The organism is Janthinobacterium sp. SUN120 (genome assembly GCF_030397735.1).
GTDB lineage: Bacteria > Pseudomonadota > Gammaproteobacteria > Burkholderiales > Burkholderiaceae_D > Janthinobacterium > Janthinobacterium kumbetense.
Genome location: NZ_JAPUBW010000002.1, coordinates 997,147 through 1,022,052, shown reverse-complemented (window position 1 = coordinate 1,022,052; position 24,906 = coordinate 997,147). Strand labels below are relative to the sequence as shown.

The 24,906-nt window shown below is 64.8% G+C and carries 20 protein-coding genes; 4 read left to right on the top strand and 16 right to left on the bottom strand.

Annotated elements, in window-relative coordinates; all coding sequences use genetic code 11:
• Nucleotides 1-135: 135 nt before the first annotated feature.
• On the top strand, nt 136-876 hold the full coding sequence (locus O0879_RS14295) for a tetratricopeptide repeat protein (RefSeq protein WP_289916976.1): 741 nt from the start codon (nt 136-138) through the stop codon (nt 874-876).
• Between the two features lie 19 nt (nt 877-895).
• Here the strand turns inward: O0879_RS14295 and O0879_RS14290 are convergent, their stop codons facing one another.
• From O0879_RS14290 to O0879_RS14230, 13 genes are all read right to left on the bottom strand, one after another.
• Nucleotides 896-1,867, bottom strand: coding sequence for a hypothetical protein (locus O0879_RS14290; protein ID WP_289916975.1), 972 nt, complete (start codon nt 1,865-1,867; stop codon nt 896-898).
• Nucleotides 1,868-1,998: 131 nt separating this feature from the next.
• Complete coding sequence (locus O0879_RS14285; protein ID WP_289916974.1) at nt 1,999-5,115, bottom strand: efflux RND transporter permease subunit; 3,117 nt, start codon at nt 5,113-5,115, stop codon at nt 1,999-2,001.
• Nucleotides 5,116-5,124: 9 nt separating this feature from the next.
• Complete coding sequence (locus O0879_RS14280; protein ID WP_289916973.1) at nt 5,125-6,300, bottom strand: efflux RND transporter periplasmic adaptor subunit; 1,176 nt, start codon at nt 6,298-6,300, stop codon at nt 5,125-5,127.
• A gap of 13 nt (nt 6,301-6,313) precedes the next feature.
• Nucleotides 6,314-7,729 carry an efflux transporter outer membrane subunit gene (locus O0879_RS14275; RefSeq protein ID WP_289916972.1) on the bottom strand — a complete coding sequence of 472 codons (1,416 nt, stop codon included), beginning with the start codon at nt 7,727-7,729 and terminating at the stop codon, nt 6,314-6,316.
• Complete coding sequence (locus O0879_RS14270) at nt 7,726-8,454, bottom strand: CerR family C-terminal domain-containing protein (RefSeq protein WP_289916971.1); 729 nt, start codon at nt 8,452-8,454, stop codon at nt 7,726-7,728. The genes O0879_RS14275 and O0879_RS14270 overlap by 4 nt, the downstream gene beginning before the upstream one ends.
• Before the next feature lie 264 nt (nt 8,455-8,718).
• Nucleotides 8,719-10,080: a response regulator gene (locus O0879_RS14265; protein WP_099666722.1), complete on the bottom strand. Its 1,362-nt coding sequence runs from the start codon at nt 10,078-10,080 to the stop codon at nt 8,719-8,721.
• A gap of 142 nt (nt 10,081-10,222) precedes the next feature.
• Nucleotides 10,223-10,957 carry a 2OG-Fe dioxygenase family protein gene (locus tag O0879_RS14260; RefSeq protein WP_289916970.1) on the bottom strand — a complete coding sequence of 245 codons (735 nt, stop codon included), beginning with the start codon at nt 10,955-10,957 and terminating at the stop codon, nt 10,223-10,225.
• A gap of 103 nt (nt 10,958-11,060) precedes the next feature.
• Nucleotides 11,061-13,097 carry a TonB-dependent receptor gene (locus O0879_RS14255; RefSeq protein ID WP_289916969.1) on the bottom strand — a complete coding sequence of 679 codons (2,037 nt, stop codon included), beginning with the start codon at nt 13,095-13,097 and terminating at the stop codon, nt 11,061-11,063.
• A 33-nt stretch (nt 13,098-13,130) separates the two neighbouring features.
• Entirely contained in the window at nt 13,131-13,619 is a 489-nt protein-coding gene (locus O0879_RS14250) for a DUF6702 family protein (protein WP_289916968.1), read from the bottom strand.
• Nucleotides 13,616-15,991 (bottom strand): M1 family metallopeptidase, encoded by a 2,376-nt coding sequence (locus O0879_RS14245; protein WP_289916967.1) that lies wholly within the window; start codon nt 15,989-15,991, stop codon nt 13,616-13,618. The genes O0879_RS14250 and O0879_RS14245 overlap by 4 nt, the downstream gene beginning before the upstream one ends.
• A 165-nt stretch (nt 15,992-16,156) precedes the next feature.
• Nucleotides 16,157-16,618 (bottom strand): MarR family transcriptional regulator, encoded by a 462-nt coding sequence (locus O0879_RS14240; RefSeq protein ID WP_289903768.1) that lies wholly within the window; start codon nt 16,616-16,618, stop codon nt 16,157-16,159.
• A 79-nt stretch (nt 16,619-16,697) separates the two neighbouring features.
• Nucleotides 16,698-17,516, bottom strand: a complete 819-nt coding sequence (locus O0879_RS14235; RefSeq protein ID WP_289916966.1) for a sugar phosphate isomerase/epimerase — start codon at nt 17,514-17,516, stop codon at nt 16,698-16,700.
• On the bottom strand, nt 17,516-18,355 hold the full coding sequence (locus O0879_RS14230) for a phytanoyl-CoA dioxygenase family protein (RefSeq protein ID WP_289916965.1): 840 nt from the start codon (nt 18,353-18,355) through the stop codon (nt 17,516-17,518). The genes O0879_RS14235 and O0879_RS14230 overlap by 1 nt, the downstream gene beginning before the upstream one ends.
• Before the next feature lie 109 nt (nt 18,356-18,464).
• Here O0879_RS14230 and O0879_RS14225 point away from each other — a divergent pair, with 109 nt between their 5' ends.
• On the top strand, nt 18,465-19,424 hold the full coding sequence (locus O0879_RS14225) for a LysR family transcriptional regulator (RefSeq protein WP_289916964.1): 960 nt from the start codon (nt 18,465-18,467) through the stop codon (nt 19,422-19,424).
• Here O0879_RS14225 and O0879_RS14220 read toward each other — a convergent pair.
• Nucleotides 19,417-20,487, bottom strand: a complete 1,071-nt coding sequence (locus O0879_RS14220; RefSeq protein ID WP_289916963.1) for a hypothetical protein — start codon at nt 20,485-20,487, stop codon at nt 19,417-19,419. The two genes, O0879_RS14225 and O0879_RS14220, sit on opposite strands and share 8 nt — an antisense overlap.
• Nucleotides 20,488-20,761: 274 nt before the next feature.
• On the opposite strand from O0879_RS14220, the gene O0879_RS14215 reads away from it, so the two are divergent.
• Complete coding sequence (locus O0879_RS14215; protein WP_251350602.1) at nt 20,762-21,208, top strand: hypothetical protein; 447 nt, start codon at nt 20,762-20,764, stop codon at nt 21,206-21,208.
• Nucleotides 21,209-21,399: 191 nt separating this feature from the next.
• On the opposite strand, the gene O0879_RS14210 is transcribed toward O0879_RS14215, so the two are convergent.
• Together O0879_RS14210 and O0879_RS14205 are read right to left on the bottom strand one after the other, a co-directional pair.
• The gene (locus tag O0879_RS14210) at nt 21,400-22,902 is read right to left on the bottom strand and encodes a hypothetical protein (protein WP_289916962.1); all 1,503 of its coding nucleotides are present in this window, start codon (nt 22,900-22,902) and stop codon (nt 21,400-21,402) included.
• Nucleotides 22,899-23,774, bottom strand: a complete 876-nt coding sequence (locus O0879_RS14205; RefSeq protein ID WP_289916960.1) for a hypothetical protein — start codon at nt 23,772-23,774, stop codon at nt 22,899-22,901. Before O0879_RS14205 ends, O0879_RS14210 begins: the two co-directional genes overlap by 4 nt.
• A gap of 168 nt (nt 23,775-23,942) precedes the next feature.
• On the opposite strand from O0879_RS14205, the gene O0879_RS14200 reads away from it, so the two are divergent.
• The gene (locus tag O0879_RS14200; RefSeq protein WP_289916959.1) at nt 23,943-24,866 is read left to right on the top strand and encodes a hypothetical protein; all 924 of its coding nucleotides are present in this window, start codon (nt 23,943-23,945) and stop codon (nt 24,864-24,866) included.
• The last annotated feature ends 40 nt before the right edge of the window (nt 24,867-24,906 follow it).

Here is a 24,906-nt window from a genome sequence, read left to right as displayed (position 1 = left end):
TCTCGCGGCTGTCCTGCTTTTTTTTCGCCGTTTGCGTGTCTCCCCGGCGGGCTTGCCGCGGCGGCCGGTGTAATATTGAGCCAGGGAAAGCGGCGGCATGGTGCCAGCGGCTCCCGTCACGAACGAGGTTGTAACATGACGATTTTTGGCATAGGTATCCACATCCTGATCGCGCTGTTTTTTGCGTTTCACGTGGTGCGCAACGGGCAGCAGTTGTACTGGCTGCTCATTTTATTCATGTTTCCGCTGCTGGGCAGCGTGGTGTATTTCTTCGCCATCTACCTGCCCAATTCGCGCCTGCCGCAAGGCGCGCGCAAGGTAGCTTCGGTCGCCGTGCAGGTGCTCGATCCGAATCGCGAACTGCGCGAGGCGAAAGCCGCTTTCGAGTACACGCCGACGGCGCAGAACCAGATGCGCCTGGCCAGCGCGCAGCTGGAAGCAGGCGATGCGCAGGAAGCTGCATCGACGTATGAAGCCTGCCTGCAGGGAGCGTTTTCCTCGGATCTGGAAATTCGCCTGGGCGCGGCACGCGCCTACCTGGAGTGCGGGCGCGGCGCCGAGGCCTTGACGCACCTGGAGTTCATCCGCCGCACGGATATCCATTTCCGTTCCGAGATGGTGTCCCTGCTGACGGCGCGCGCGCTGGCGCAAAGCGGGCGCCAGCGGGAGGCGAAGGCGGAATTCGACGATGCGCTGGCGCGCTACAACAGCTTCGAGTGCCGCGCCGAATGCGCGATCTGGGCGCTGCAGCAGGGCGACAAAGTATTGTCGGAACGCCTGCTGCTCGATATCGACAGCGCCATGGCCCGCTGGAGCAGCCATACGCGTGCCATGTATGCGCCGCTGCTGGCGCGCCTGGAGGCGGCGCGCCGCTGATTTTTTGCCGGTGCCTAGTTCAGACGCCAGGCACCGTATTCTTGCCCTCGACCAGTTTGTACCCCTTGCCATCGAAGCCATAGCGCGCGTGGCCGTTCAAGGGCGTAGCGATGCGCGGCGGGTCTTCGTCCGGCTTGACCGTGACGCCCGGTTTGATCTTCTCGGAGGCGCCCTTGAAATCGATCAGCAGGTCGTCGTAGGCGCCGCCATTGCGCGCTGCCGCGAAGCGCCACTTGCCGTCGACCATCCAGCACTCGTCCGTGTCAGGCCCGCAGGCGCCCATATTGTCCGAATACAGGTCGATGCCGCCATCGAGCGCCGTCACTTTGCCGTCGCCGATTTCAAACAGGGCCAGCTGCGTGATGGTGTAACCCTGGCCCGTATAGCCATGGCGTATCGCCAGTCCCGGCTTGTTCGCACCCAGCATGACCCAGTGGACTTCGCCCAGCTGCCCTGAGGAGCCGAGGGTGGCGATGTTTTCCAGGCGTTTCACGACTTGCCACTGGCCGTCTTCCGGCTGACCCTTGGGCGCCAGGAAAAAGACGTTCAACAGCCCCGGCGAGGCATGCGCCGATTCCGCCGTGCCTTCCGTGTTGGCCGTTTCCGCATTCGCCACCAGGATGGCGCGCCCATCGGGCAGCAGCTTGTGGCTGACGGCGCTGACCACGTAACTGAGTTTGTCGACATGGTTATCCGGATCGGACAGGTCGGCCAGCGCATCGTCGCTGTCGCTGCGGTAGTCCTTGCCGAAGACTGCGCGCATCATGCCCGCTTCGCGTTCACGCGCCTGCGGCGTGTTCATCGCTTCCGTCCTGGGCGCGGTGGCGGCCGGCGGCGGCACGTGTTCGGTCGATGCCGTGTCGGCTGCGGCGGCAGGGACATCTGCTGCCACGTCAACCGCCAGGTCGGCGCTGGCGGGGGCGGTCTTGTCCGAGCAGGCGCCGAGCAGTGCGGATACCATTAACAGGGCGAGCGGGGTGCGGTAATTCATAGGCAGGGCAGATTGCGTTCATGGAGAATGGGCGCAGTATGCCAGATAGATGGAAGCGAGGGAGCGCGGCCTGGCGGCCGGTCCTTCGCTTCCTTGCCCGCAGGGGGCGATTTTGCAGATAGTGGCAGCGCTTATTTTTCCAGCGCCACCTTGTCATCGCGCCGCAGCGGCGCCTTCTGGCGGCGCAGTCTGGCCATGCCGCGCTTGAGCAGGTGCTCCAGGTCGTCGATGTAGGTGAACACGGCCGGAACCACCAGCAGGCTCAGTAAAGTCGACGTGATCAGGCCGCCGATGACGGTAATGGCCATCGGCGAACGGAAGCTGGGGTCGGCGCCCCAGCCCAGCGCCAGCGGCATCATGCCGGCGCCCATGGCGATCGTCGTCATCAAAATGGGGCGGCTGCGTTTGTGGCAGGCGTCGACCAGCGCATCGAAGCGGTTCATGCCAGCCTGGCGCGCCAGGATCGCATAGTCGACCAGCAGGATCGAGTTCTTGGTGACGATCCCCATCAGCATGATCAGGCCGATCATCGACGGCATCGACAGGGCGCTGCCCGTGATCAGCAGGGCCACGAAAGCGCCGCCGATCGACAGCGGCAGCGCCGCCAGGATGGTCACCGGCTGCATGAAGTCCTTGAACAGCAGCACCAGCACGCAGTAGATGCACAACACGCCGATCAGCATGGCCAGGCCGAAGCTGGCGAACAGCGAGGCCATTTCCTGCGCGTCGCCCAGTTCGGCGATCTTCACGGACGGCGGCAGATTCTTCATCGACGGCAGCGCGCGTGCTTCTTCATTCAGTTCGCCCAGGGTGCGCGAACCGAGTTCCACGTCGAGGGTGACGTTGCGGCTGCGGTTTAAACGGTCGATCTGCGCCGGGCCGCTTTCCATCGTCACGCTGGCCACGTTCGCCAGGCGCACGGGGCCATTTTTGCCGGGCACCGTCAGGCGCTCGATGGCGGCTAGGTCGGCGCGCACGCTGTTGGGCAGCTTGACGCGGATCGGCACCTGCCGCTCGGGCAGGTTCATTTTCGTCAGGTCCGTATCGTAGTCGCCGGCCGTGGCCACGCGCACCGTCTCGCCGATGGCTGCCGCCGTCACGCCCAGGTCGGCCGCCTTGGCAAAATCAGGGCGCACGATGATTTCCGGGCGCACCAGCGAAGCGCTGGAATTGACGTTGCCGATGCCTTTCAGGCCGCGCAGTTCGCGCTCGACCTTTTGCGCCGCCGCCATCAGCGCCACGGGGTCTTCCGAGCGCAGCACCAGCTGCATCTTGACGCCCGTGTCGGGCGGCCCCACCGTGAAGCGCGCGCCGGGAATGGCATCGAGCTTGTGGCGCAGCTGCGTTTCCAGGCCCGCCATCGATTCCTTGCGCTCCGTGCGGTGCACGGTGGTCAGGGTCAGCACGGCGCGGCGTGCTTCGGCTGCCGCGCCGGGGGCGAAGGCGTCGCCGCTGGAGCCGCCGCCAATCGAACTGAAGACGCCCTGGATGCCTGGCGTGCGCATGGCCGCATCGCGCGCCAGGGCCGCCACGGCTTGCGTTTCGCCCAGGGTGGAGCCAGGCGGCAGTTCCAGGTTGATCTGCGTCTGCGCGCGGTCGGCGGCCGGCACGAAGCCCGTCGGCAGCAGGGGCACGAGGGCAATGGCGCCGACAAAGAACAGGGCAGCGGCGATGGCCGTGGTGCCGCGGTGGTTCAGGCACCAGCGCATGACTTTCAGGTAGCGCGTCATCAGCCAGCCATCCTGTTCTTCCTTGTGCGGCAGCGGTTTCAATATGTAGGCGGCCATCATCGGCGTAAGCAGGCGCGCCACCACCAGCGAGGCCAGTACGGCCAGCACGGCCGTCCAGCCGAACTGCTTGAAGAACAGGCCGGGAATGCCGCTCATGAAGGCCGTCGGCAGGAATACGGCCACCAGCGCGAAGGTGGTGGCGATCACCGCCATGCCGATTTCGTCGGCCGCTTCCATGGCCGCTTCCATGGGCGACTTGCCCATGCGCAGATGGCGCTCGATGTTTTCGATTTCGACGATGGCGTCGTCGACCAGCACGCCGACGACCAGGGCCAGCGACAGCAGGGTGACGGTGTTGAGCGTGTAGCCGAACCAGTAAATGCCGAGGAACGCCGGCATCACGGACAGGGGCAGGGCGGCGGCGGCCACCAGGGTGGCGCGCCAGTCGCGCAGGAACCACCACACCACCAGCACGGCCAGCAGCGCGCCTTCGTACAGCAGCTCCATCGAGCCGTCGAAGTTTTCCTCGACGGGGAAGGCATTGTCGATCGACTGCTGCAGCACGACATTCGGGTTTTCCTTCTGCAGGTCGGCGATGGCGTCGCGTGCGCCCTTGGCGACGGCCACTTCGCTGGCGCCCTTGGTGCGGAACACTTCAAAGGCGACGACGGTCTTGCCATCCTGCTCGGCCAGCGCGCGCGGTTCGGCGACCGTGTCGCGCACGGTGGCCACCTGGTCCAGGCGCACGTGGCGCCCGTCCGGCAGCGGCACTTCCACGCGCGACAATTCATCGGCCGTTTTCACGGTGGCGATGGTGCGCACCGACTGCTCGGCGCCGCTGATGTCGCCCCGGCCGCCGGGCGCTTCGCGCTGCACCAGGCGCAGCTGGCGCGAGACGTCGAGCGCCGACACTTTCAGCGCCGCCATGCGCGCCTCGTCGAGCTCCACCTGGATCTCGCGGTAGACGCCGCCCACGCGGGTGACGGCGCCCACGCCGGGCACGGTCAGGAGGCGCTTGGCCACCGTGTTGTCGACGAACCAGGACAGGTCAGGCGCGTCGAGCGGATTGTCGACGCCTGGTTTTGCCGTGGCGATAAAGGTCAGCACCACGCGCCCTGCCGTGGACGCCTTGGTGACGGTGGGGTCGCGCAGCTCGGCCGGCATGTCCGCCTTGACGCGCGCGACGGCGTCGCGCACATCGTTGACGGCTTCGGCGATCTGCTTTTCCAGGATGAATTCGACGGTCACCGTGACGACGCCGTCGAGCACCTTGGTGTAGATGTTTTTCACGCCTTGCAGGGTGGCGACGGAATCTTCGATCTTGCGCGCCACTTCCGTTTCCAACTGGGCTGGCGCGGCGCCGGGCAGCACCGCGCTGACGGTGACGATGGGCAGTTCGATGTCGGGGAAATCCTGTACCGGATTGGCCTTGTAGGCCAGCAAGCCGGCCAGGGTCAGCAGCACGAACAGCATGATGGCCGGGATCGGATTCTTGATCGAGAGGGAGGAAAAATTCATGGTTTTTCCTTACTTTTTCGCTGCGGCCGGCTTGGCAGCCGCTGCGACCGGGGTTGCCACCGGGTTTTGAACATTCCGCACCAGGTCTCCGTCATTGAGGAAGCCGGCGCCGCTGACGACGATGGTGGTGTCGGCCGTGATACCGTCTAAAATCTCGATGCGGTCGCTCAGGCGACGTCCGGCCTGCACCTTGATCTGGCTGACCCGCTGGTCGGCATTCAGGCGGAAGACATAACTGAAGCCATCGCGCACGGCAATCGCCTGCTGCGGCACCGTCAGCGCGCCCGAGGTACCCAGTTCGAATTCGCCGCTGGCGTACATGCCGGCCTTGAACGGCGCATTGTTGCCGGTGCTGGCCGGCAGGTCGACATACACGAGGGCAGAACGCGTCTGCGGGTCGACGGTAGGGGCGATCATGCGCACTTTGCCCGTCAAAACGCTGCCATTGGCTGCCTTGACTTGCGCCAGGGTGCCCGCTTTCAGGCTCATGAGCTCGGTGGCCGTCACTTCGGCGCGCCATTCGAGGCGGCCCTGGCGGATCATGCGGAACAGTTCCGTGCCGGCGCCCACGACGGAGCCGACGGTGGCCGAGCGCGCAGAGATGATGCCGCTGTCGGGCGCCACCACCTGCGTGTATTTCAGGCGCAGCTGCTGCGCCGCCAGCTGCGCCTTGGCGGACGCGATGCGCGCGTTGGCCGTCTGTTCGGCTGTCAGGTACTGGCTGATCTGTTGTGCGCTGATGGCGCCCGTGCTTTGCAGCGAACGGGCGCGCTGCGCGTTGGCCGCTGCTTCCGCCGCATTCGCTTCCGCTTCCAGCACGGCGGCCTTCGCTTGCGCCACGTCGGCATTGACCGTGTCATTCGAGAACACGGCCAGCACCTGGCCGGCGCGCACGATGTCGCCGACATTCACGCGTACCTCGGTGAGGCGCAAGCCGTTCGATTCGCTGCCGATGACGGCTTCCTGCCAGGCGGCCACGTTGCCGTTGGCCTTCAGCTTGATGGGCAGGCTGGCCGTTTGCGGCTTGGCCGTGGTGACGGTGAGCGCCGGTTTTTGCGCCGCGTTCTTATCCTTGGCGTCGTCGGCCGCCGTGGAGGACGGGGAATATAGGGTAACGCCGGCACCCAGCACAACGCAGAGGGCGGCAAGGGCGAGAGCCATCGGTTTCAAGGTCATTTTTTTCATGTTGTCGTATCCGTCAGGGTGCGTTGTTGGCGATGGCGCTGCTGCTGTTCCAGCCGCCGCCGGCGGCGCGGTACAGCGCTACCCAGGCGGCGCTGCGTTCGCGCTCCAGGTTGACCACGGTGTTTTCGGCGGCCAGGCGCGTGCGGCGCGCGTCTTCCAGTTCGATCAGGCTGGCCAGGCCATTCTTGTAGCGGTCCTCGGTGGCGACAAACGACACGCGATAGCCTTCCAGCGCCGTTTTCGCGTGGCCGCTGCGCGCGTCCGTGCTGGCCAGGTTGACCAGCGCTTCTTCCACTTCGCGCACGGCCTGGCGCACGCCGGCACGGTACTTCACCACGGCTTCGTCGTAGCGCGCCGTTGCCGCATCGACCTGGGCGCGGCGGGTGCCACCGTCGAAAATGGGCAGGCTGACGGCCAGCGGGCCGATGCTCCAGGTGCTGGCCGTGATGCTGGTGCCGCCGGCGCGGATATTGCCCTTGCCGATGGAGCCGGCCAGGCTCAGACGCGGGTAGCGCTGCGCCTGCGCGCCGCGCACTTCGAAGCTGGCGGCCGCCACTTCGCGTTCGGCGCTGTAGATATCGGGACGCTGGCCCAGGGTTTGCGCCGGCAGTTGCGCAATCGCCACGGGCGAGGGCAGGACCGCCGGGCTGGCCGCCAGCTTCTCGCGCAGCGACGCTTCCGGCATGGCCGACAGGGCCACCAGCGCCTTGACATTCACGTCGCAGGCGGCGCGCTGTTCGATGGCGCGGCTGGCGCCTTCGGCGGCGCTGGCGCGGGCCAGAGCGGCGTTGGCGGGAGGCTGGAAGCCGGCGCCGGCGCTCAGTTCCGTCAGGCGCGCCGAGTCGCGGCGCGAGACGGCATCCTGTTCGGACACTGCCTGCAATTGCTGGCAGGTGCGCAAGGCGTAATACTGGTTTGCCACTTCGGCGGCGACCGAGACGCGGGCCTCATGCCAGAGAGCGCGCGCGCTGTCGTAGCGCTCCTGCGCCGCATCGCGCGTGGCGCGGTTGGCGCCGAAGACGTCGATTTCCCACGACGCCTGCAGCGCGGCCTGCGAGGTGGTGCCGCCGGGCTGCGCCGATTGCTGGCTGGTGCGCACCACGCTGCCCGTCGCATCGAGCGTGGGCGCCAGCGCGGCGCCGCTGGCGACTCTGTCCGCGCGCGCCTGCACGATGCGCGTGCGGGCGGCGGCGATGGTCGGGCTGACCTGCTGCGCGTCGGTGATCAATTCCACCAGCAGGCTGTCACCCTGGCCCTGCCACCAGCTGGCCAGGTCCGTCAGCTTGCCGTTATGCGGCAGCGGCGCCTGCCACTGCGCGGGCGCGCTGGTGGCCACCGCTGCGGGCGGCCCCTGCAGGGCGCAACCGCCCAGCGCCAGCACGATGCTGGCGGCCAGGACACGTTGAACGGTGCATCGAATAGTCGTCATGCTGGTCTTTCTGCTTGTCGTTGAGCGGTAGGGGGAGAGGGAGGAAGGGCCAGGCGCTGGCGCTCCACGTCGGCCATGGCCAGCGCGTAGTCGGTCATGCGCGCCAGCCAGGTGTCGATGGCCTGCGGCGATTCCAGCAGCTGCGGGCGCAAGGTTTGCAGCACTTCCGCACCCACCATGTGCTGCAGGGCGAGCGAAGCGATGGAAAAGGCCAGGCGGTGCATATCGTCGCTGTCGTCGGGTGCGCCCAGGTGGCGCGCCAGCACGCGCGTGAGCGCCTCGTGCTCAGGGCGGATATTCTGGTCGATTTCGCGCGCCCATAGGCCCGTCGGTTCGAGCATCTCGCGGCACCACAGGCGCATGCAGTCGCGCGCGATCTCGCCCTGCTGCATGGGGGCGAGCAGCTGCGCATAAAAGCCTTCCAGGCTTTGGCGCAAGGTGAAATGCGGTTGTTCGTACAGGGCGATATTGTCTTGCGGGTTCGGCGACTGCTGGGCGAAGGCGGCGCGGTACAGGCCCGCCTTGTCGCCAAAGTAATAACTGATGGCCGCCGCGTTCGTGCCGGCCGCCTGCGCCAGTTCGCGCGTGGACGTCTTGGCGTAGCCCTGCTCGGCAAACAGGCGGATGGCGCTATGCAGCAGGCGCTCGCGCGACTGTTCGCCGTCGGAACGGGGCTTGCGCCCCTCGTCGGCGTGGGAAGTGGGGGTGGCGTTTTTTTCAATCATGCCGGAGATTTAATCACATATCTCAAACGATTGATATAACTAAATCGTTTGATTTAGTTAAGGAAAGGTGAAGATGAGGGAAAACGCAGGCAAAAAAAAGCCCGCGGTTGTATTCGCGGGCGTAATCCAATGTTCGGAGAACGAATTGGAGGAGACAGTTCTACTATAGCGCTGAAAATGGTGCGGTGCAATACCGTAGAACTACTGTATCGGTCAGTCTTGGATGGCAAGAAATCAAAATTTCATGCTGCGGCGCACAGAAACTCAGGCCTTGCTACGCAGAGCCAGTGTAAACGTGCTGCCGGAGCCGTAGTCGCTGTTGAAAAACAGGGCGCCGCCGATGGCGTTGGCCAGGTTCTGGCACAGGTACAGGCCCAGTCCCGCGCCTTCCACGTGGCGCGTGGAGGTGGAATCGAGCTGCGAGAAGGCCTGGAACAGTTTGGCCTGGTCTTCTTCCTTGATGCCGGCGCCGCTGTCGGCGATACTCATTTCCGTCACCAGCACGCCGTCTTCGTCGCGCTGGGCAAGGCTGATACGCACCGTGCCCTGTTCCGTGAACTTGATGGCGTTGTTGAGCAAGTTGATGAGGATTTGCGTCAGCGCGCGGCGGTCCGTGTCGATGATGGCGGGCGGCTGGCCTTCTTCTCCCAGCGCCATTTCCAGCGCCAGGCCCTTTTGCTGGGCCAGGGGGCGCAGGGTGTCGGCCACGTCGGCCATCAGTTCCTGGCAGTGCACGGGTTCGATCGACAGGGTCAGCTTGCCCGCCTCGATCTTGGCCACGTCGAGGATGTCGTTGATCAGCGAGAGCAGATGGCGCGCACTCGCGCGGATGGTGTTCAGCTGCTTGTCCTGGTCGGATGTCAGGGGGCCGGGCAGTTTCATCAGCAGCGCGCCCGTGAAGCCGATGATGGCGTTGAGCGGCGTGCGCAATTCATGCGACATGTTCGCGATGAAGGCGGACTTCATGCGGCTCGCCTCGGCCAGCTCCAGGTTTTTCAGGGCGATTTCGCGGTTGATGGTTTCCAGTTCGGCCGCATGGTGCGCCAGGCGCATGTTCAGCTCGATCACCTGGCGTTCGCGCGCCTGCAGTTCGCCGTTGACCTGCACCGCCTGTTCATACGTGGAGATCAGCAGGTCGAGGATTTGCTGGCGCTCCGCATTGATGAAGTGCTTCTGGTCGCCCAGGTACAGGGCGATGCCGATTTCCACATTCTGGTTCTTGCGCAGCTTCTGGTTCATCAGCATGTGGCTGATGCGGTTGAGCAGGTAGTCTTCCGCGTAGGGCTTGCGGATGAAATTGTCCGCGCCGCACTCGATGCCGCGGATGATGTCCTTCGGATCGTTGAGCGAGGTGACGAGGATCACGGGGATGTCGCGCAAGGTCGGATCGGACTTGATGGCGCGGCACAGGTCGTAGCCATTCATTTCAGGCATGACGATGTCGGACAGCACCAGGTGCGGCTTGCGCTCGCGGATGGCGGCCAGGGCCAGCTGGCCATTGGCCGCCACGCGCGCGTTATAGTGCAGGGACTGGATCAGGCGGCGCAAGCGCTCCGCCTGGGTCGGGCTATCCTCGACGATCAGGATCTCGATTTCGTCAGGCTTGATTTGGTTGTTGGAGTCCACAGACCTCTCCTAGAATTTCAGTGTGGTGATGCTGGGCGCGGTGAGCGCGCAATATCGACATCGTATGACTATATCGGATTTAGGTCTGCAAAAGTAACTTCCAAGTAACTATTTTGGCCACAGGGAATGCTGTGGCCGCTTGTCAGTTTTCGCCCTGGAACTGGCCTGCGCGATAAGTCAGCACGAGCGTATCGCGGTGGCCATGTTCGCCGATCGGCTGGATCGGCGTCGATTCGTGGATGACAGACGCATCGTCGAGCAGCAGCAGCGACCACGGCTCGGTCAGGGTAAAACGCTTGCCGTTGGGGCCATCGGCCTCGAAGATGCGCGTCTCGCCGCCCTTGACTTGTTCGCGCCCGATCAGCAGCACGGCGACGAAATCGACGCCGTCGCGGTGCGCGCCTTCCGGCGTGGGGCGGCCGATGCCATCGGTCGTATCGATGCGGAACTGGTGCGCTTCGATGAACCACGGTTGGCTGCCCTTGACCTGCGAGCAGGCGTCGCCCAGCGCGCGGATCAGATGCTGCCAGGCCGCTTGCGCAACGATAGCCGCTTCGACCGGTTCGAACAGGCGGTGCATGCCGCCGTGCAGGGCGTTGTATTCCACCGGTTGCCAGTGCGGACGGTGCGCCGTCTGCGTCAGGCGCTCGCCATCCTGCACGAAGCACGAGTGGCGCCGGCGGCGATAGCGGCCGCCATCCTTCAGGTAATTGTCCAGTGGGAGGGTATTCCAGCTCCCTTCCAGCGCGCGCAGCGCGGCCAGCGGGCAGCCGGCCAGCGCGGCCACATCCTGCGGGCGCAGGACGGCATAGCCGTCATCGCGCAAGGCTTCCTTGACGTGGGAAGGGTCGGTAAAGATCGGTGCGGAAGTGCTCATGGCGGTGCGGGCCGGAACGCGGCCTGTCTCAGTTTATCCAGCCTGGCATTCTACGACTTCGCGGCGTTTCCTGTGCAGTGAGACAGGAATTATTCTTGTTGAGTTAAAAATTCTTTACCAGGGTCAGGCGCAGCGAGCGCGATTCCACCGGATGGAAGTGGATATCGTCGACGGGTTGTGCTTCGCCGGGCAGGCGCGAGGCATAGTAATAGTCGATGGCCGAGTCGCGCCGGTTGGCCAGGTTGTAGCCTTCGACTTCCACGCGCAAGGTCTTGTCGATTTGGTAGGCGATACGCCCGTTCAAGCCCACGCTGGCCGCGGAGCGCACGCTGTTGTCTTCAATCAGCGGGCGCGGGCCGAAGTAGCGCAGGCGCAAGGAACCCGACCACGGCCCCGGCGGCGTCACCGTCATGGCCAGCTGGGCCACGCCTTCGATGGCGCCGGGGATGAAGTCGCCCACCGGGTCGCTGCCGCGCGAGCGCGCCCGCGCATACGCCAGGTCCAGGTCTAGCGACAGCCAGCTGGCCGCCTTGTAGTAGCTGGAAAACTCCACGCCGTAGCGGCGGCTGGGGCGGCCCGCCTCGGTGGCGCCCGCGTCGCCGATGAACAGCAGCTCGGAATCGAAGTCCAGGCGGTACAGCGACAGCGAGGTTTGCAGGCCGGCGATGGCGGCGCTGCGCAAGCCCAGTTCCAGCCCGCGCGAGCGCACCAAAGGCGTGACCTTGTCGGCCGCCTCGCCCGTCTTCGGGTCGACCGTGATCGTCGTGCCGCGCGCGTCGTTGCTGTGAAAGCCATTGCCGATGTTGAGATACGCTTCCGTATCGCGCCACGGTCCCGCGATCACGCTCAGGCTGGGACTGAACAAATGGTCGCTGGCCGTGCCCGAATTGGCGGCGCGGTCGCTGCGCACGTCGAAGCGGTAGGCGTCCGCGCGCAGGCCGGCCACGGTGCGCAGCCAGCGCGACCAGCGCGTGCTGTTTTCGCCATACACGCCGATGCTCGACTCGACGATGTGGTCTTGCCGCGTGGTCGACAGGATCTGCCGCTGCCGCGTGTTGTACAAGCCGTTGTGGATATTGTCGTTCTGGAGCTGCAGGCCGATGGTGGTGTCGCTGCTGCCCCTGTCCGTGTGGCGGTGCCAGGTGTGGCTGGCATCCAGGCCGGCCGTCACGCGCCGGTCGGGCTGGGCGAACTGGTCGCCGTTGTCGGGATCGTCCATCGCATACGTAAAATTCGAGAACAGGGCCAGGCGGTTGGCGATCACATACGCGCTGACCCTGGATGACACGTCGTCCGTCGTCTGGCGCCAGGCGCCCGACAGGCTGTAGCGCTGCGCCTTGCCGCCGTCGCTGGCATCGATGGCGTCGAAGCGGCCCAACGTGCCGTCCTGCACGGCGCGCAGCGGAATCTGGTCGGTGGCGTTCCAGCTGGCGTCATACGCCATGGCCGTGACGTTGAAGCCGTTGTTGGCATAGCCTTCGCTGTAGCGCAGCACGCCATTGAGCTTGCGGTAGCGGTCCGGTTGCGTGAACGGGCCATCGTTATGCTGTGCTTCGAGCGCGTACAGCAGGCTGCCGTCGCCCGCATCGGGCGAATCGGCCAGCAGGGCGCGGCGAAAGCCGTTTTGTCCGAGTCCCACGCTGGCGACGCCCTGCGTCAGGCGGTTCGCATACACGACGGACGCCGCCCCCGCCGAGGAAAAGTCGCCTTGCGCCGCCGAATACGGCCCCTTCTTGTAATCGAGGCGCATGGCCAGTTCGGGTATCAGGAAGTTCAGGTCCGTCCAGCCCTGTCCATGGCCATGGCTGCGCTGGTTGACGGGCATCTCGTCGACGGTGGTGCGCAAGTCCGTGCCGTGGTCGAGATTGAAGCCGCGCAGGTAGAACTGGTTGGCCTTGCCCTCGCCGCTATGCTGGCTGACGATCAGCCCCGGCACGGCTTCGAGCAGTTCGCCGGGCCGGTAGCTGGTGCGCGCATCGAGCTGCTTTTGCGTGACGCTGCCCGCGTTGGCCGAATCGGCCACGCCCAGCTGGTTCAGGCGCGAACCGTCGACCAGCACGCGCTGGAAGATGTCGTCGGCGTGGACGGCGGCAGGTAAAAACAGGGCGGCGAGGAGGAGGGGCAGAGAGCGTGGCGTCATGGGTGTATGGGTGTGGCGGCAGTTTGCCGGTGTTTAGCGGATCGGCCGTTCCGTGTTCTGGCGGTCGAAAATCAGCGTCTGGATGGCGCCGCTGTCCTGCACGTTGAGGGTGTTGCGCTGGCTGGGCAGGAAATCGATCAGCAACTGGTTGTGGATGCGCGTGGCGGGGGCCAGGCGCGTGCGTTCGAGCTCCTGGAAGATCACCACGTTGTCGGCATTGACCTTCATGCCGACCCAGTTCAGGCGCAGGCGTTTGCCGTCCGGCGCCACGAGGTAAAACTGTTTTTCGACATAGCGGCGCAGCGCCGCTTCGCTGTCTTCCTGGCCCAGGTCGAACTGGCGCTGGTACAGGTTGGTCAGCAGCGCCTCGACGTCGTGGCCTGTGTAGGTATGCACCACTTCGGTGCTGCCGCTGGCCGCGTTATAGCTGATATCGGCGATGCCCATATGAAAATTATGGGCACCCACCGCCATGCTGGCGCAGGCCAGCGTGGCGCAAGCGAGCAGGCGCCAGCGCTTCACGCCTCGTCGCCCTTGGCCGAGCCGCCGTTCTTGCCTTTCAGCGGCGTATGAAAATCGCGCATCAGGTTATCCTTGGGCGATTTCTCGCTCTTGAACAGTTCCAGGCGCGACGGTGTGATTTTCCGCGGCCAAGCGTTGTTGCTCGTGTCGATATCGGCCGTTTCCCAGTACGGGTCCTGCACCAGGCCCACCATCGGTTCATCCGTGATGACGACCTTGGTGATTTTCTTCGGCGAGTAGCGCCACACTTCGGCCGGCACGCGCTCGACGTACTTCTTGCCGCTTTTCAGTTCGATTTCGAGGATCAGCGGCATGACCATGCCGCCCACGTTCGACAGGTCGACCAGGTACAGGTGCTTGCCCTGTTTTAGCAAGTCCTTTTCCCACGGTTCCAGGGCGGCCAGCGCTTCGGCGTAGGCGTTGCGGTCCTTGTTGGTCACCGTGAAATCGTCGTGCTGGTTGTAGAAATCCTTCAGCTCCGGATGCGCGTCGACCCGGCGCGGCATGCCCTTGTTGGCGCGGCTCGTGACGGATTCCGGCTGGGCGTCCTTCTGCGCCTTCTTCCAGGCTTTTTCCGTTGCCGGATCCTTTGAACTCACGCCATATTCGCTGATGCCGTCGATGCTGATGTCGACCGGGTCGGTCGTATAGAACCAGCCGCGCCAGAACCAGTCCAGGTCCGTGCCGGAGGCGTCTTCCATGGTGCGGAAAAAGTCGGCGGGCGTGGGGCGCTTGAACTTCCAGCGCTGCGCATATTCCTTGAAGGCGTAGTCGAACAGTTCGCGCCCGAGGATGGTTTCGCGCAGGATGTTCAGGCCTGCCGCCGGCTTGGCGTAGGCGTTGTTACCGAACTGCAGCAGGGACTCGGAATTGGTCATGATGGGCACCTGGTCGCGGCTACGCATGTAGTCGACGATCTCGCGCGGTTCGCCGCGCGAGGCCGGGTAGTTTTCTTCCCACGCCTGCTGCGCCAGGTATTGCACGAAGGTGTTGAGGCCTTCGTCCATCCACGTCCACTGGCGTTCGTCCGAGTTGATGATCATCGGGTAGTAGTTGTGGCCCACTTCGTGGATGATCACGCCGATCAGGCCATATTTGGTGCGCTTGGAGTAGGTCAGCTCGCCCGTCTTCTTGTCTTTCACCGGACGGGGGCCGTTAAACGAGATCATCGGATACTCCATGCCGCCCACGGGGCCGTTGACGGAGATGGCCGTCGGATACGGATAGTCGATGCTGTACTTGTTGTACTGTTCAATCGTGTGCACGATGGCTTGCGTACTGTACTTTTCCCACAGGGGATTGCCCTCTTTCGGATAGTAGGACATGGCCATCACATCGCTGCTGCCCTTCTTGTAGCCCTGCGCGTCCCAGATGAACTTGCGGCTCGAGGCCCAGGCGAAGTCGCGCACGTTGGCCGCCTTGAAGTGCCACGTCTTTTGCGCGCGGCTCACTGTTTTTTCGGCCGCCTCGGCTTCCTTCTGCGTGACGATGACGACGGGCTTGTCGCTGCCGCGGGCCTTTTCCAGGCGCTCGCGCTGCGCGGAAGACAGCACCTCCTGCGGGTTTTGCAGCTCCCCCGTGGAGGCGACGATATGGTCGGCAGGAACGGTCAGCTGCACGTCGTAGTCGCCGAATTCCAGCGTGAATTCGCCGGAGCCGAGGAACTGCTTGTGCTGCCAGCCGGCCGCATCGTAATAGGCCGCCATGCGGGGGAACCACTGCGCCACTTCGAACAGGGCGTTCTTGTCGTCGAAGACTTCATAGCCGGCGCGCCCGCCCAGAACCTTCTGTTCGTTGATGCGGTAATCCCAGTCGATCTGGAAGACGAAATCCTGGCCTGGCTTCAAGGGCTGCGGCAAGTCGATGCGCATCATGGTGCGGTTGATAACGTACTTCAGGGGCTGGCCATCCGCGCCTGTCAAGCGGCGGATATTGAAGCCGCCCTGGAAGTCGCCGCGCGCGAGGATGCCGCGCAAGCCTTCGAACTTCATGGTCTCTTCGCCCGTCGTCTTGGCCCACGCCTGGCGCGAGGGCGCCGTGGTCATGCGGCGCGCGTCGGAATCGGGCTTGTAGATATTCTGGTCCAGCTGCACCCACAGGTAACCGAGGGTGTCGGGCGACTGGTTATGATAGGTGATGGTGCCACTGCCGGCGATCTCGCGTTTGGCTTCGTCCAGCGTCGCGCGGATCGTGTAGTCGGCGCGTTGCTGCCAGTAGGCGTGGCCCGGCGCGCCGGAGGCGGTGCGGTAGGTATTCGGGGTGGGCAGCACCTCTTCGAGCTGGCGGAACTTGTCGTCGAATGGTTCGGCCGCGAAGGCCGACACGGTAAAACACAGAGCCAACGAGGCTACGGAGCCGAAAGGTATGCGCATATTCACCCTGATGTTGTTGTAAGGAAATAGTGGCAACTATTCTATACGCAGGGCGGGGCCATCCATGTATCGATTTGTAATAAAGAAAGGCGGATTTCACGCCAGCTTTTGCCTGGCGCCGTCAGGGGAGAACTTTGCCTGATTTTGCTTGGAAAAGCGGCGCTTTTACTCACTTTTCATCAGGCTGTCGCGTAACTGGTTCAGCTGTTGTTTCATGTCCACAACCTGTTCCACACTGCAGTGGCTGGCCGTCAGGATGGCTTCGGGCAGCAGGGCCGCCTCGTGGCGCAGCTGGTCACCCTGTTCCGTGAGGGAAATGATGACTTGCCGCTCGTCACTGGCGGCGCGCGTGCGCGTCAACAGGCCCGATTGCTCCATGCGCTTGAGCAGGGGCGTCAGGGTGGCCGAGTCGAGGAATAGGCGCTCGCCTACTTCCGACACCGTCAGGCCGTCGCGTTCCCACAACACCATCATCACCAGGTATTGCGAATAGGTGAGACCGAGCTTGCGCAGGAGCTTGCGGTACAGCTTGTTCATGGCAAGCGAAGTCGAGTACAGCGCAAAGCACAGCTGGCTGTCCAGGCGCGGCACCTGGTGCAAGGGATTGGGGGCGGTGGTGGTATCCATGGGCACAGTATATATAGCGCACTACCTAATTGCAATGCGCGGCGCCGGACCTGGCGATCCGGCGCCGGGACGCGGACGCTTAGCCGGCGTAGCGCGTGCGCAGCAGATCGAGCATGGCGACGTTCTGTTCCCACGCGTCGCTCACGGGCTGCTGCGTCCAGGGCAGCGTTTGCGTGTACGGCGCGGGGCCGAATTCCGGCGTGAACGTCATGCGCTCGGCGCCGGCCGCGCGGCGCAGGGCGACGATGGCATCCCACCAGGCCAGGTGGGCGTCGAGTGCTGGTTTCGCTTCCGGTGCGCGGAAGTCGGCGACCTGCGGCCCTTGCGCGTGGCCGACGCGCGCATGCACGTGGCGCACCAGCGGCAGCACCTGCGCCAGGGTCTGCGGCTGGTCTTCCAGCAGCGATTCGCAGGCGCAGCACCAGTGCGACAGGTCGGCCGTCAATGGCAGCTCGGGATACTGCGCCAGGTAGGGCAGCAGCAGCATCGGATGGCCGGAAAAGCGGCTGCGGTGGATTTCGTGCACGATGGGCACGCCGTGCTTTTCCGAGATGGCGGCGGCCAGGTCGAGCAGCTGCGCATTCTGCGCCGGCGTATAGAAATCCTTGCCCGTGTGCGTGTTGACCAGCACGGGGCGCGCCAAACAGGCGTTTTCCAGCAGTTCGGCCAGGGCGGCGCGGTGCAGCTCGAAATCGCTGTGGAACACGGTTTCCCACTGCGCGGCGATCAGCTGCAGTCCCGCCTTGGCGATGCGGTCCGTCCATTCCTCGCGCAGGGCGGCGTCCAGCGGCAGCGACATTTCGATGCCGTCGAAGCCGGCCGCCAGCACTTTGTCGATGAAGACGTCGGGCGGCAGGTCATTATTGCCCCAGTGGGCGGCAAAGACGTCGATGCGCATCAGACGAAGCCCCGCACGGGGAAGGAGTCGTCGCGCTGGATCCAATTGTGGGCCGCGTATTCCGTCTGGCCGTCGGTGGCGTGCAGGGTGTAGGCGTGGCGCGAGACGGGCGAGCGGTTCGGCGCGCTGTAATGGGGCAGCAAGCCATGGAAGCAGACGAGGGCGCCGGCCTTGACTTCGAGCGGGACGGCCGTGCTGTCGTCGGGCCATGGCGTGGCGTCGAGTTTTTCCACGCGCACGGCGTCGCCGTTACGGATGAAGCGTTCGCGCAGCGGGCCGCGGTGGCCGCCCGGTTCCGCCCACAGGCAGCCGTTTTCCAGGGTGGCGTCTTCCAGCGCAAACCAGAACGTGGTCACGCTGATCGGCGTGGTCTCGAAATACGTGGCGTCCTGGTGCCAGCGCACTTCGCCGCCGATGCCGGGCTGTTTGAAGATGTACATCGATTGCCACACCTGCGCATCTGCCAGGCCCAGGTCGCGCGCCACTGCGGCCAGTTTCGGGTCGGCCGAAAAGCTGCGGAAGACGGGGTCCAGGTCATGCATGGCGTGGCCGATCTTGTTGATCGACAGCGATTTGGCCTGCTTCAGCTGGCCGTCCGCGCCGAACGCTTCTTCCTCGAAGAAGCAGCGGATGGTATTGTCGGAAGCGAGAAAATAATCGTTGGTGTTCTTCGCCTGGTCGCGCGTGGTGAAGATCGACTGGCTGACGCTGGGATCGAATTCGTTGACAATCTGTTCGGCGCGCGCGCGCAGGGTGGCGATTTCGTCCGCCCCCTTGAAGCCGGGCAGGATAATGTAGCCGTCGCGTTGGTATTGTTCTTGTTGTTCGATCGTTAGCATGGCGGCGGCTCCGGAGGTCAATGGAAAGCGCCATTGTAGGATGGGCGAGGGCGGCAAACAATCGCCCTGCGGTTGACAGATTGTTGCCAAAGCGAAGACAATCTTTGACATGGATCAACTAAAAGCGATGGAAATCTTTGTCGAAGTGGCGCGCCAGCGCAGCTTTACGGTGGCCGGGCAGCGCCTGGGACTGACGCGCGCCATGGTCAGCAAGACCATCATGCAGCTGGAAGAGCGCCTGCATGCGCGCCTGCTGCACCGCTCCACGCGCGAAGTGAGCCTGACGGACGCGGGCCGCGCTTACCTGGCGCCGTGCATGGCCACCGTCAGCCAGGCGCAGGAAGCGGCGCGCATGGTGGCGCATGTGGCGCAGGCGGGAGCCGGGGCGGAGCTGGCCGGGCCGCTGCGCATCCAGGCGCCATCGAGTTTCGGCAGCGCGTGGCTGGCCGACGCCGTCGCCCGTTTCAGTTTGCTGCACCCGCAGGTGCAGGCCGAATTGTTTGTCGACGATGCGCTGCTCGACCCGATACGCCACGGCTTCGATTTGACCATCCGCGTGGGCGGCATCCCGGACAGCAGCGCGCTGGCCATGCGTCCGCTGGCGCCGTGCCGCGCCGTGCTGTGCGCCAGTCCCGCCTACCTGGCGCAATGGGACGTGCCGCAGACGCCGCAAGACCTATTGCAGCACCAGTGCCTGCATTTCAGCCACCTGACGGATGGCACGAACTGGCATTTCCAGCGCGGGGAGGGAGACCGGCAAGAGGCGGTGAGCGTGCGCGTGCAGGCGGGTTTTACGGCGAACAATGGCCTGGTGCTGCACCAGGCGGCGCAGCGGGGACTCGGCATCGTTTACAGCACCACGTTCCTCGCCTGGCGCAACCTGCTCGATGGCAGCCTGCTGCCCGTGCTGTCCGGCTGGGAGCTGCCCCTGAATCACTTGAGCGCCCTGTATCCGGCCAGCCGCCAGCCGTCGCCCAAGGTGCGCGCGCTGATCGATTTCCTGGTGGCCGAATACCAGCCGGTGCCGCCGTGGGACCGCGAACTGGCGGCGGCAGGATTTTTTAGCTGAATGCGACCGGTTCCACCGTCCACGCGCCATCCGCGTACACGCGCTCGTCGTCCAGATAAACGGCTTGCGTGACGGCGAAGATATCGACGTGGTAGCGCGCATCCTTGCGCTTGAACTGCGGTTTCGTATACACGCCATGCTTGGCGCCCAGCGACAGGTGGATGCCGCACATGCGTTCATACGTGCCGATGTCGTTGACCAGCTGCTCGCGCGAAAAGGCGCGGTTCATGCCGAAGCCCAGTTCGCGCACCCATACTTCGCCTTCGTGCGCGCGGATGATCTCCAGCATGGCGGTAAATTCCGGCGTGGCGTGTTCCGTGCCCGTCACGCGCCCCTTTTCGATGATCAGGGTGATCGGCGTGTCGGGGCGGTTGACCATAAAGTGCGTGTCGCCGAAAACAAAGATGCGCACGCGGCCATTGACCGCTTCCAGGTCCTGCGCTTCCGTAAACACTTCGCCCAGGGGGAACTGGCCGCCGATATTGTTCATGCCGCTGTAGTCGCCGATATTGAGCTTGGCCGATTCGAACGGGGACGCGAAGACCAGCTGCTCGCCGCCGCTCTCGACTATGCCGTGGCGGGCGCCGTCGATGCGCGCCTTGAGCGCATGGCCCACGCCGCGGTAATAGGCGGGGTCGTAGGCCAGCGAGGCGATGTAGTGCAAGCCCTGCACGCCGGGCATGCGCGACAAGTGCACGTGTTCGATCACTTTCAGGCCCCGCTTGAACAGCTCGATGCGGATGCGGAACGCTTCCAGGCGGAAGCTGGTCGACTGGATCAGCACGACGAGGCTGCCCGCCGGCAGTTCGGCAAACGCGGCCAGCACGGCGTCGGGCGTGACGTCGTCGAAATCGATGAAGGCGGCGTCCGGCAAGGCCTGGCGATACGCTTCCGTCAGCACGACATTGAGCCAGCTGCGCTTGTCGCAGACGATCAGGGCCGGTTCGTCGGGGCGGTGGCAGATGGCCATGGCCAGCAGGTCGGCCACGTTTTGCGCGGCCACTTCGGTGGCGGCGGCGCTGATGGCGTCGAGCCGGCTGGTGTCATTCTCGGGAAGCGTCATGGTGCGGAGGTGGGGGACGTGAAGTAATCGCAGCATTATAAGGTGATTGCCACTGGCCACACCATTCCCCATCCGGCGGAGGGCAGGCGGCTGCCGCGCCCCTGATTACTTGTGTAGTGCTTTCCAGCAATGTATTATTTGATAAATGGTATTGCAGGGCATGGCAGCGAGCCTGGGAGTGGCCCGGCGCAGCGGCAAACGCATGCGCACGGCGGCTCGCTTCCAGTGATGCAGGGACAACAAGCCAACAGGCGATGATGAAGAGTGTGAAGTGATGAGCATAATCGGACAAGATATTCCCATGGAGCGGCCGGATACGGATGGGCGCGCCGCCGTCTTCGTTCCCGTCACGGGCGTCAAGGAAGATGTCCTGTTGACCATACGTAAGGGTGCGGCCATCGTCGGCTTTGCCAACCACGACCGTACCATCACCGTGTATTTTGAAAGCAACCGCTTTGACGATCCCGTGCTGGCCAAGTGGGAACACAAGGCGCGCAAGGCCTACGACCGGCTGGTCGATAATGCGCCCACCGTGTCGAAACTGACCACCAGCCCTGCCAATTTCGAGCAGATCGGTTATATCAATGGCAAGGGCATCACCATCCGCCGCATGGAAAGCCTGCAGCGCTGGCTCGCGTATTCGGATGCGATGGAGACTTGCCCGGCAACGGATATCATTCCGCGCACGGTGATAGCGAAACCTGAAAGCGTTAAAGTTTAAGAGCGGCGGATACAACGCCCTGGGCGTTGTTGCCTGCCCTGCATTTACCTCGCTGTACTGAAGTACTGTCTTCGGGGCGGCACCTGGCCCTGGGCATTTTCTCAGCGGCTCCTGGTCTGCGCGCATGAGTATCCAATGGCGCCGCTGGCGCTAATCCGACCTGCGCGACCTACGCCTGACCTCGCTTATCACTACACCACCACGATATTCGCCTGCGCCTTGAGCGGGCAGGGCAGGGTGTCGTCGAAGGTGATTTCGATGGCGCTGGCGACGAACATGCCGCCGATGTGCTGGGCGGCGATTTCGGGCGGCGTGCCGGGCTTGGTCAGGTTGACGTCCTGGGCGAAAACGAAGACGCGCCAGGTGCCGTAGACCTTTTGATCATATTGCAGCAAGGTGCGGTAAGCCCGCTTCAGGTCCAGGCTGCCTGCGTAGACGCCATCGTTGGCGCCCGGATCGAAGCCCAGACCGTCATCGGTCAGCGATTCGACGAAATACAGGCCCTGCGGCGCCTGGAACAGCACGAAGGCATACAGCTCCGTGCCGCGGAACACATTGCCATTGTCGCGCTTGAAGCTGGCACGCAGCCACAGCGGTTCGTAGGCTTGCACGACGGCGGGCGTATCTGTTTCCACGGGCCCCGCCAGGTGGATGTTGACCTGCGTTTCGTTCACGGCATGCTGGTAGGTGGCGCCCGTGGTGAAGCGCTCGTACTGCCAGCTGATGTCGGCCGTGTAGGGCAGGCCCGCGTTTGGCGCTTCCGGCAGCACCCATTTCGCCACCACGCGCTCGGCCAGGGTCAGTTCGCCGGCGGCCGGTGGTGTTGCTTCCTGGCCACGCCAGAACGGGTCCGCGATATCGGAGCAGGCGACGGCGATGGCGCCCGAGGCGATGGCCGAGGCCACGCCCGCCACCGTGAATTCGGGCTGGCCCGAGCCGGCCCCTTCCAGCGAGCAGCAGTCGACGCTGGGATCGGTTTCCTCGAAGGTGCCGCCCACGCTGAAGCTGGCCTTGCCGGAACCGAGCGCGGCCGAAATGATGGCTACCAGCGCAGCAATGATGGCGATGATAATGGCGAGTATCTTCCACCACGGGTCGGCAAACGGCAGCTCGCCATGCGTGCCCGCGTAGGCGGGGTTCGGCGTCCAGACGAGGGTCATGCCGGTCGGCACGATGGGCCCCAGGCCGGGCGGGCAGCGGCAGTCTTTCCCGTCGCCGCCCGTGCTGCCCCAGCGCTTGCCGGGCAAATGGCCTTGCGGCTTGGACAGTTCCAGTGTGCCTTCCTCGACCGTGCACGTGTACGTGTTGGTGGCGCTGTCGAAGCGCGTCTGCGAGACGAAGATTTGCTGGATCGAGCGGTGCGGCGTGTAGCCGTCCGCCTTGGCGACGAAGCTGACGAGTCTCTTGCCGGGCGCGGCATGCTGGAAGTCGGCATCCCACATCACCAGCATGGCCGCGCCGGCGGGAATGCTGGCAAAGAAGAAGGTGCGCGCCACGGGCACGATGCCGGGGTCGCCCACGCTTTCCAGGTACACGGTGACATTGTTCAGGGCGCTGCTGGACATATTGGTGACGTGGGCGGCGATGCGCAAGCCATAGATGGCATTGTCGAAGATGCCATCGGGCAGCATGATGTTGGTGACGGGCTCGATTGCGAACGGCCGCGTCAGCACCTGCAGGGGGGTATCGCTCATGATGCTTGCTCCTCGGGGCTTTGCTGGTCTTGCGCTTGCTCTTTCTCCAGGTCGGTGACGATATACGTGATGCCGCCCACGACCTTGCCTTCCTGGCTCTCCAGCACGCGCAGCAGCGCATACTGGCGGGGCGGCAAGGCTTCGGCGCGCACGCTCAGGTACGCGGCCTGCGCCTGGCCGCGCGGCACTTCCAGCGCCAGCTTTTGCTCGCCGGGCGCATCGCCATTGCAGTGGGGCGTGCGCGCCAGGCCCGCTATCAGGCGGGCGTCCCTGGCCGGCTGCCAGCGCTCGAGGCCCAGGGTGGCCAGCAGGTGTTCCGGCAGCTCGCCGCCCTGCTCAATCTGCAATTCCACTTTTTTCGTTGCGCGGGGCAGGGCCGCCACCGCGATGGACAGCGATTGCGCGCGCCTTGCCGCCAGCACCACGGTGACATTGCGCTGGGCGATCTGTTCGTGCAGGGTGGGCTGGAAAGGAAAACCGTTGGGCAGGGGATCGGGCAGCGGGTTGATGTCGCCCGCGCCGTGGGCCACGGCCAGCAGGCATTCGTGGCCGCCGTTGACGATGACGGGCACCCAGGGCACTAGGCACAGCACTTCCTGCGTGGCGCCCGGCGGCAAGTCGGCAAACGCGGAGCCGATCTGCGTGGCGGCGCCGACGGCGATCTGGCCGGAAGGGTCAGCCCAGTAAAAGTCCACGCGCACGCCGTTCGAGGCGCTGTTGCCCGTGTTGTACACGCGGCCCCACAGGTAGTTGGCGGTGCCGGCGATGGGCGCGCCGGGCGGACCATTCGGATCATTGCCCGGCACGACCCAGATATCGGCGCTGTCCCACCACCAGGGTTGGCCGTCTTCGATGATCAGGTGGGCTGGCATGGCGTTCTCCTTGTCCTTGGCCGCTGCTGGTAGCTTAGACCGCTGCGGCGGATGCTTTTTGATCGGTATCAAGGCCATGAAACACGGCGCCGTTGCGCCGTTGCCGTGCTTGCGTAAGGTAATATTGCGGCAGAACGCAGTGGAATGACTCCAGGAAAAGGTTGGAATGTGCTTGAAACAGTGAATGACGTTTGCATCAACGCCGCTTGCGGCCGGACCTTGCCGCTGCGCGTGGCGCATTGCCCGTTTTGCGGCGCGCGCCAGATAGCGCAAGCGCCTGTCCTGGAGAAAGCCGTGGCGCCGCCGCCGGTGCCGCGCATGCCGCCGCCCGTGCCCGTCGCGCCTCCCACGCCTGCGCCTGCTCCCATGCCGCAGCCCGCGCCGCAGCCCGCACCCGTTCCCCAGGCAATCCCGCCAGCGCCTGCCGCGGCGGCCAAGGCGCCGCCCGCGAAACCGGCCGTCAAGGGTTCGGTGCCGCCACCGCGCCCGCCCGTGCGCTTGCGCACGTGGATCGCGGCGGCAGTGGTATTGACCGGTATCTGGTTCTTCAACAAGCCCGCCGACAAGCCAGCCAGCGTGGCGGAACAGGTCGAGGCCGCCACGGCGCTGGCGGCGCAGTGCGACCTGGACGGGGCGCGCAGCGCGCTGGCCGTGCTGAAAAGCGCCAAGGCGCCCGCCGCGCACCTGAAACGTTTGCAGGCAAGCATCACCAAGTCCGCCGCCGCCTGCGACAGGCAACAGCAGCGGGCACAGGCGTGGACGGCGCTGCAAGACAGCGTCAGCCAGGCCCTCGATGGGGGCAAGCCGGATCTGGCCGCCACGCGCCTGGCCGCCTACGTGAAACGATGGGGCGACGATCCCGACACCCTGGAACTCGATGCCAAGGTGAAAGTGGCACTGGCCAGCGCCCAGCTCGACCTGGCCGACGCCTGCCTGGCCAGGTCGGACCGGGTCTGCCTGGAAAACAGCCTGATCGCCGCCGAGCGCTACAAACGGCCGGAACTGGCGGCGCGCACGCAGACGCTGCGCACGGCGTTGTCGCAATTGCTCGAGCGTTCGCTGCTCGATGCGGCCCCGGGAGCGGGCCAATAATCCCAGCATGAAAAACGCCCACCGCGGCCAGGCCGTGCGG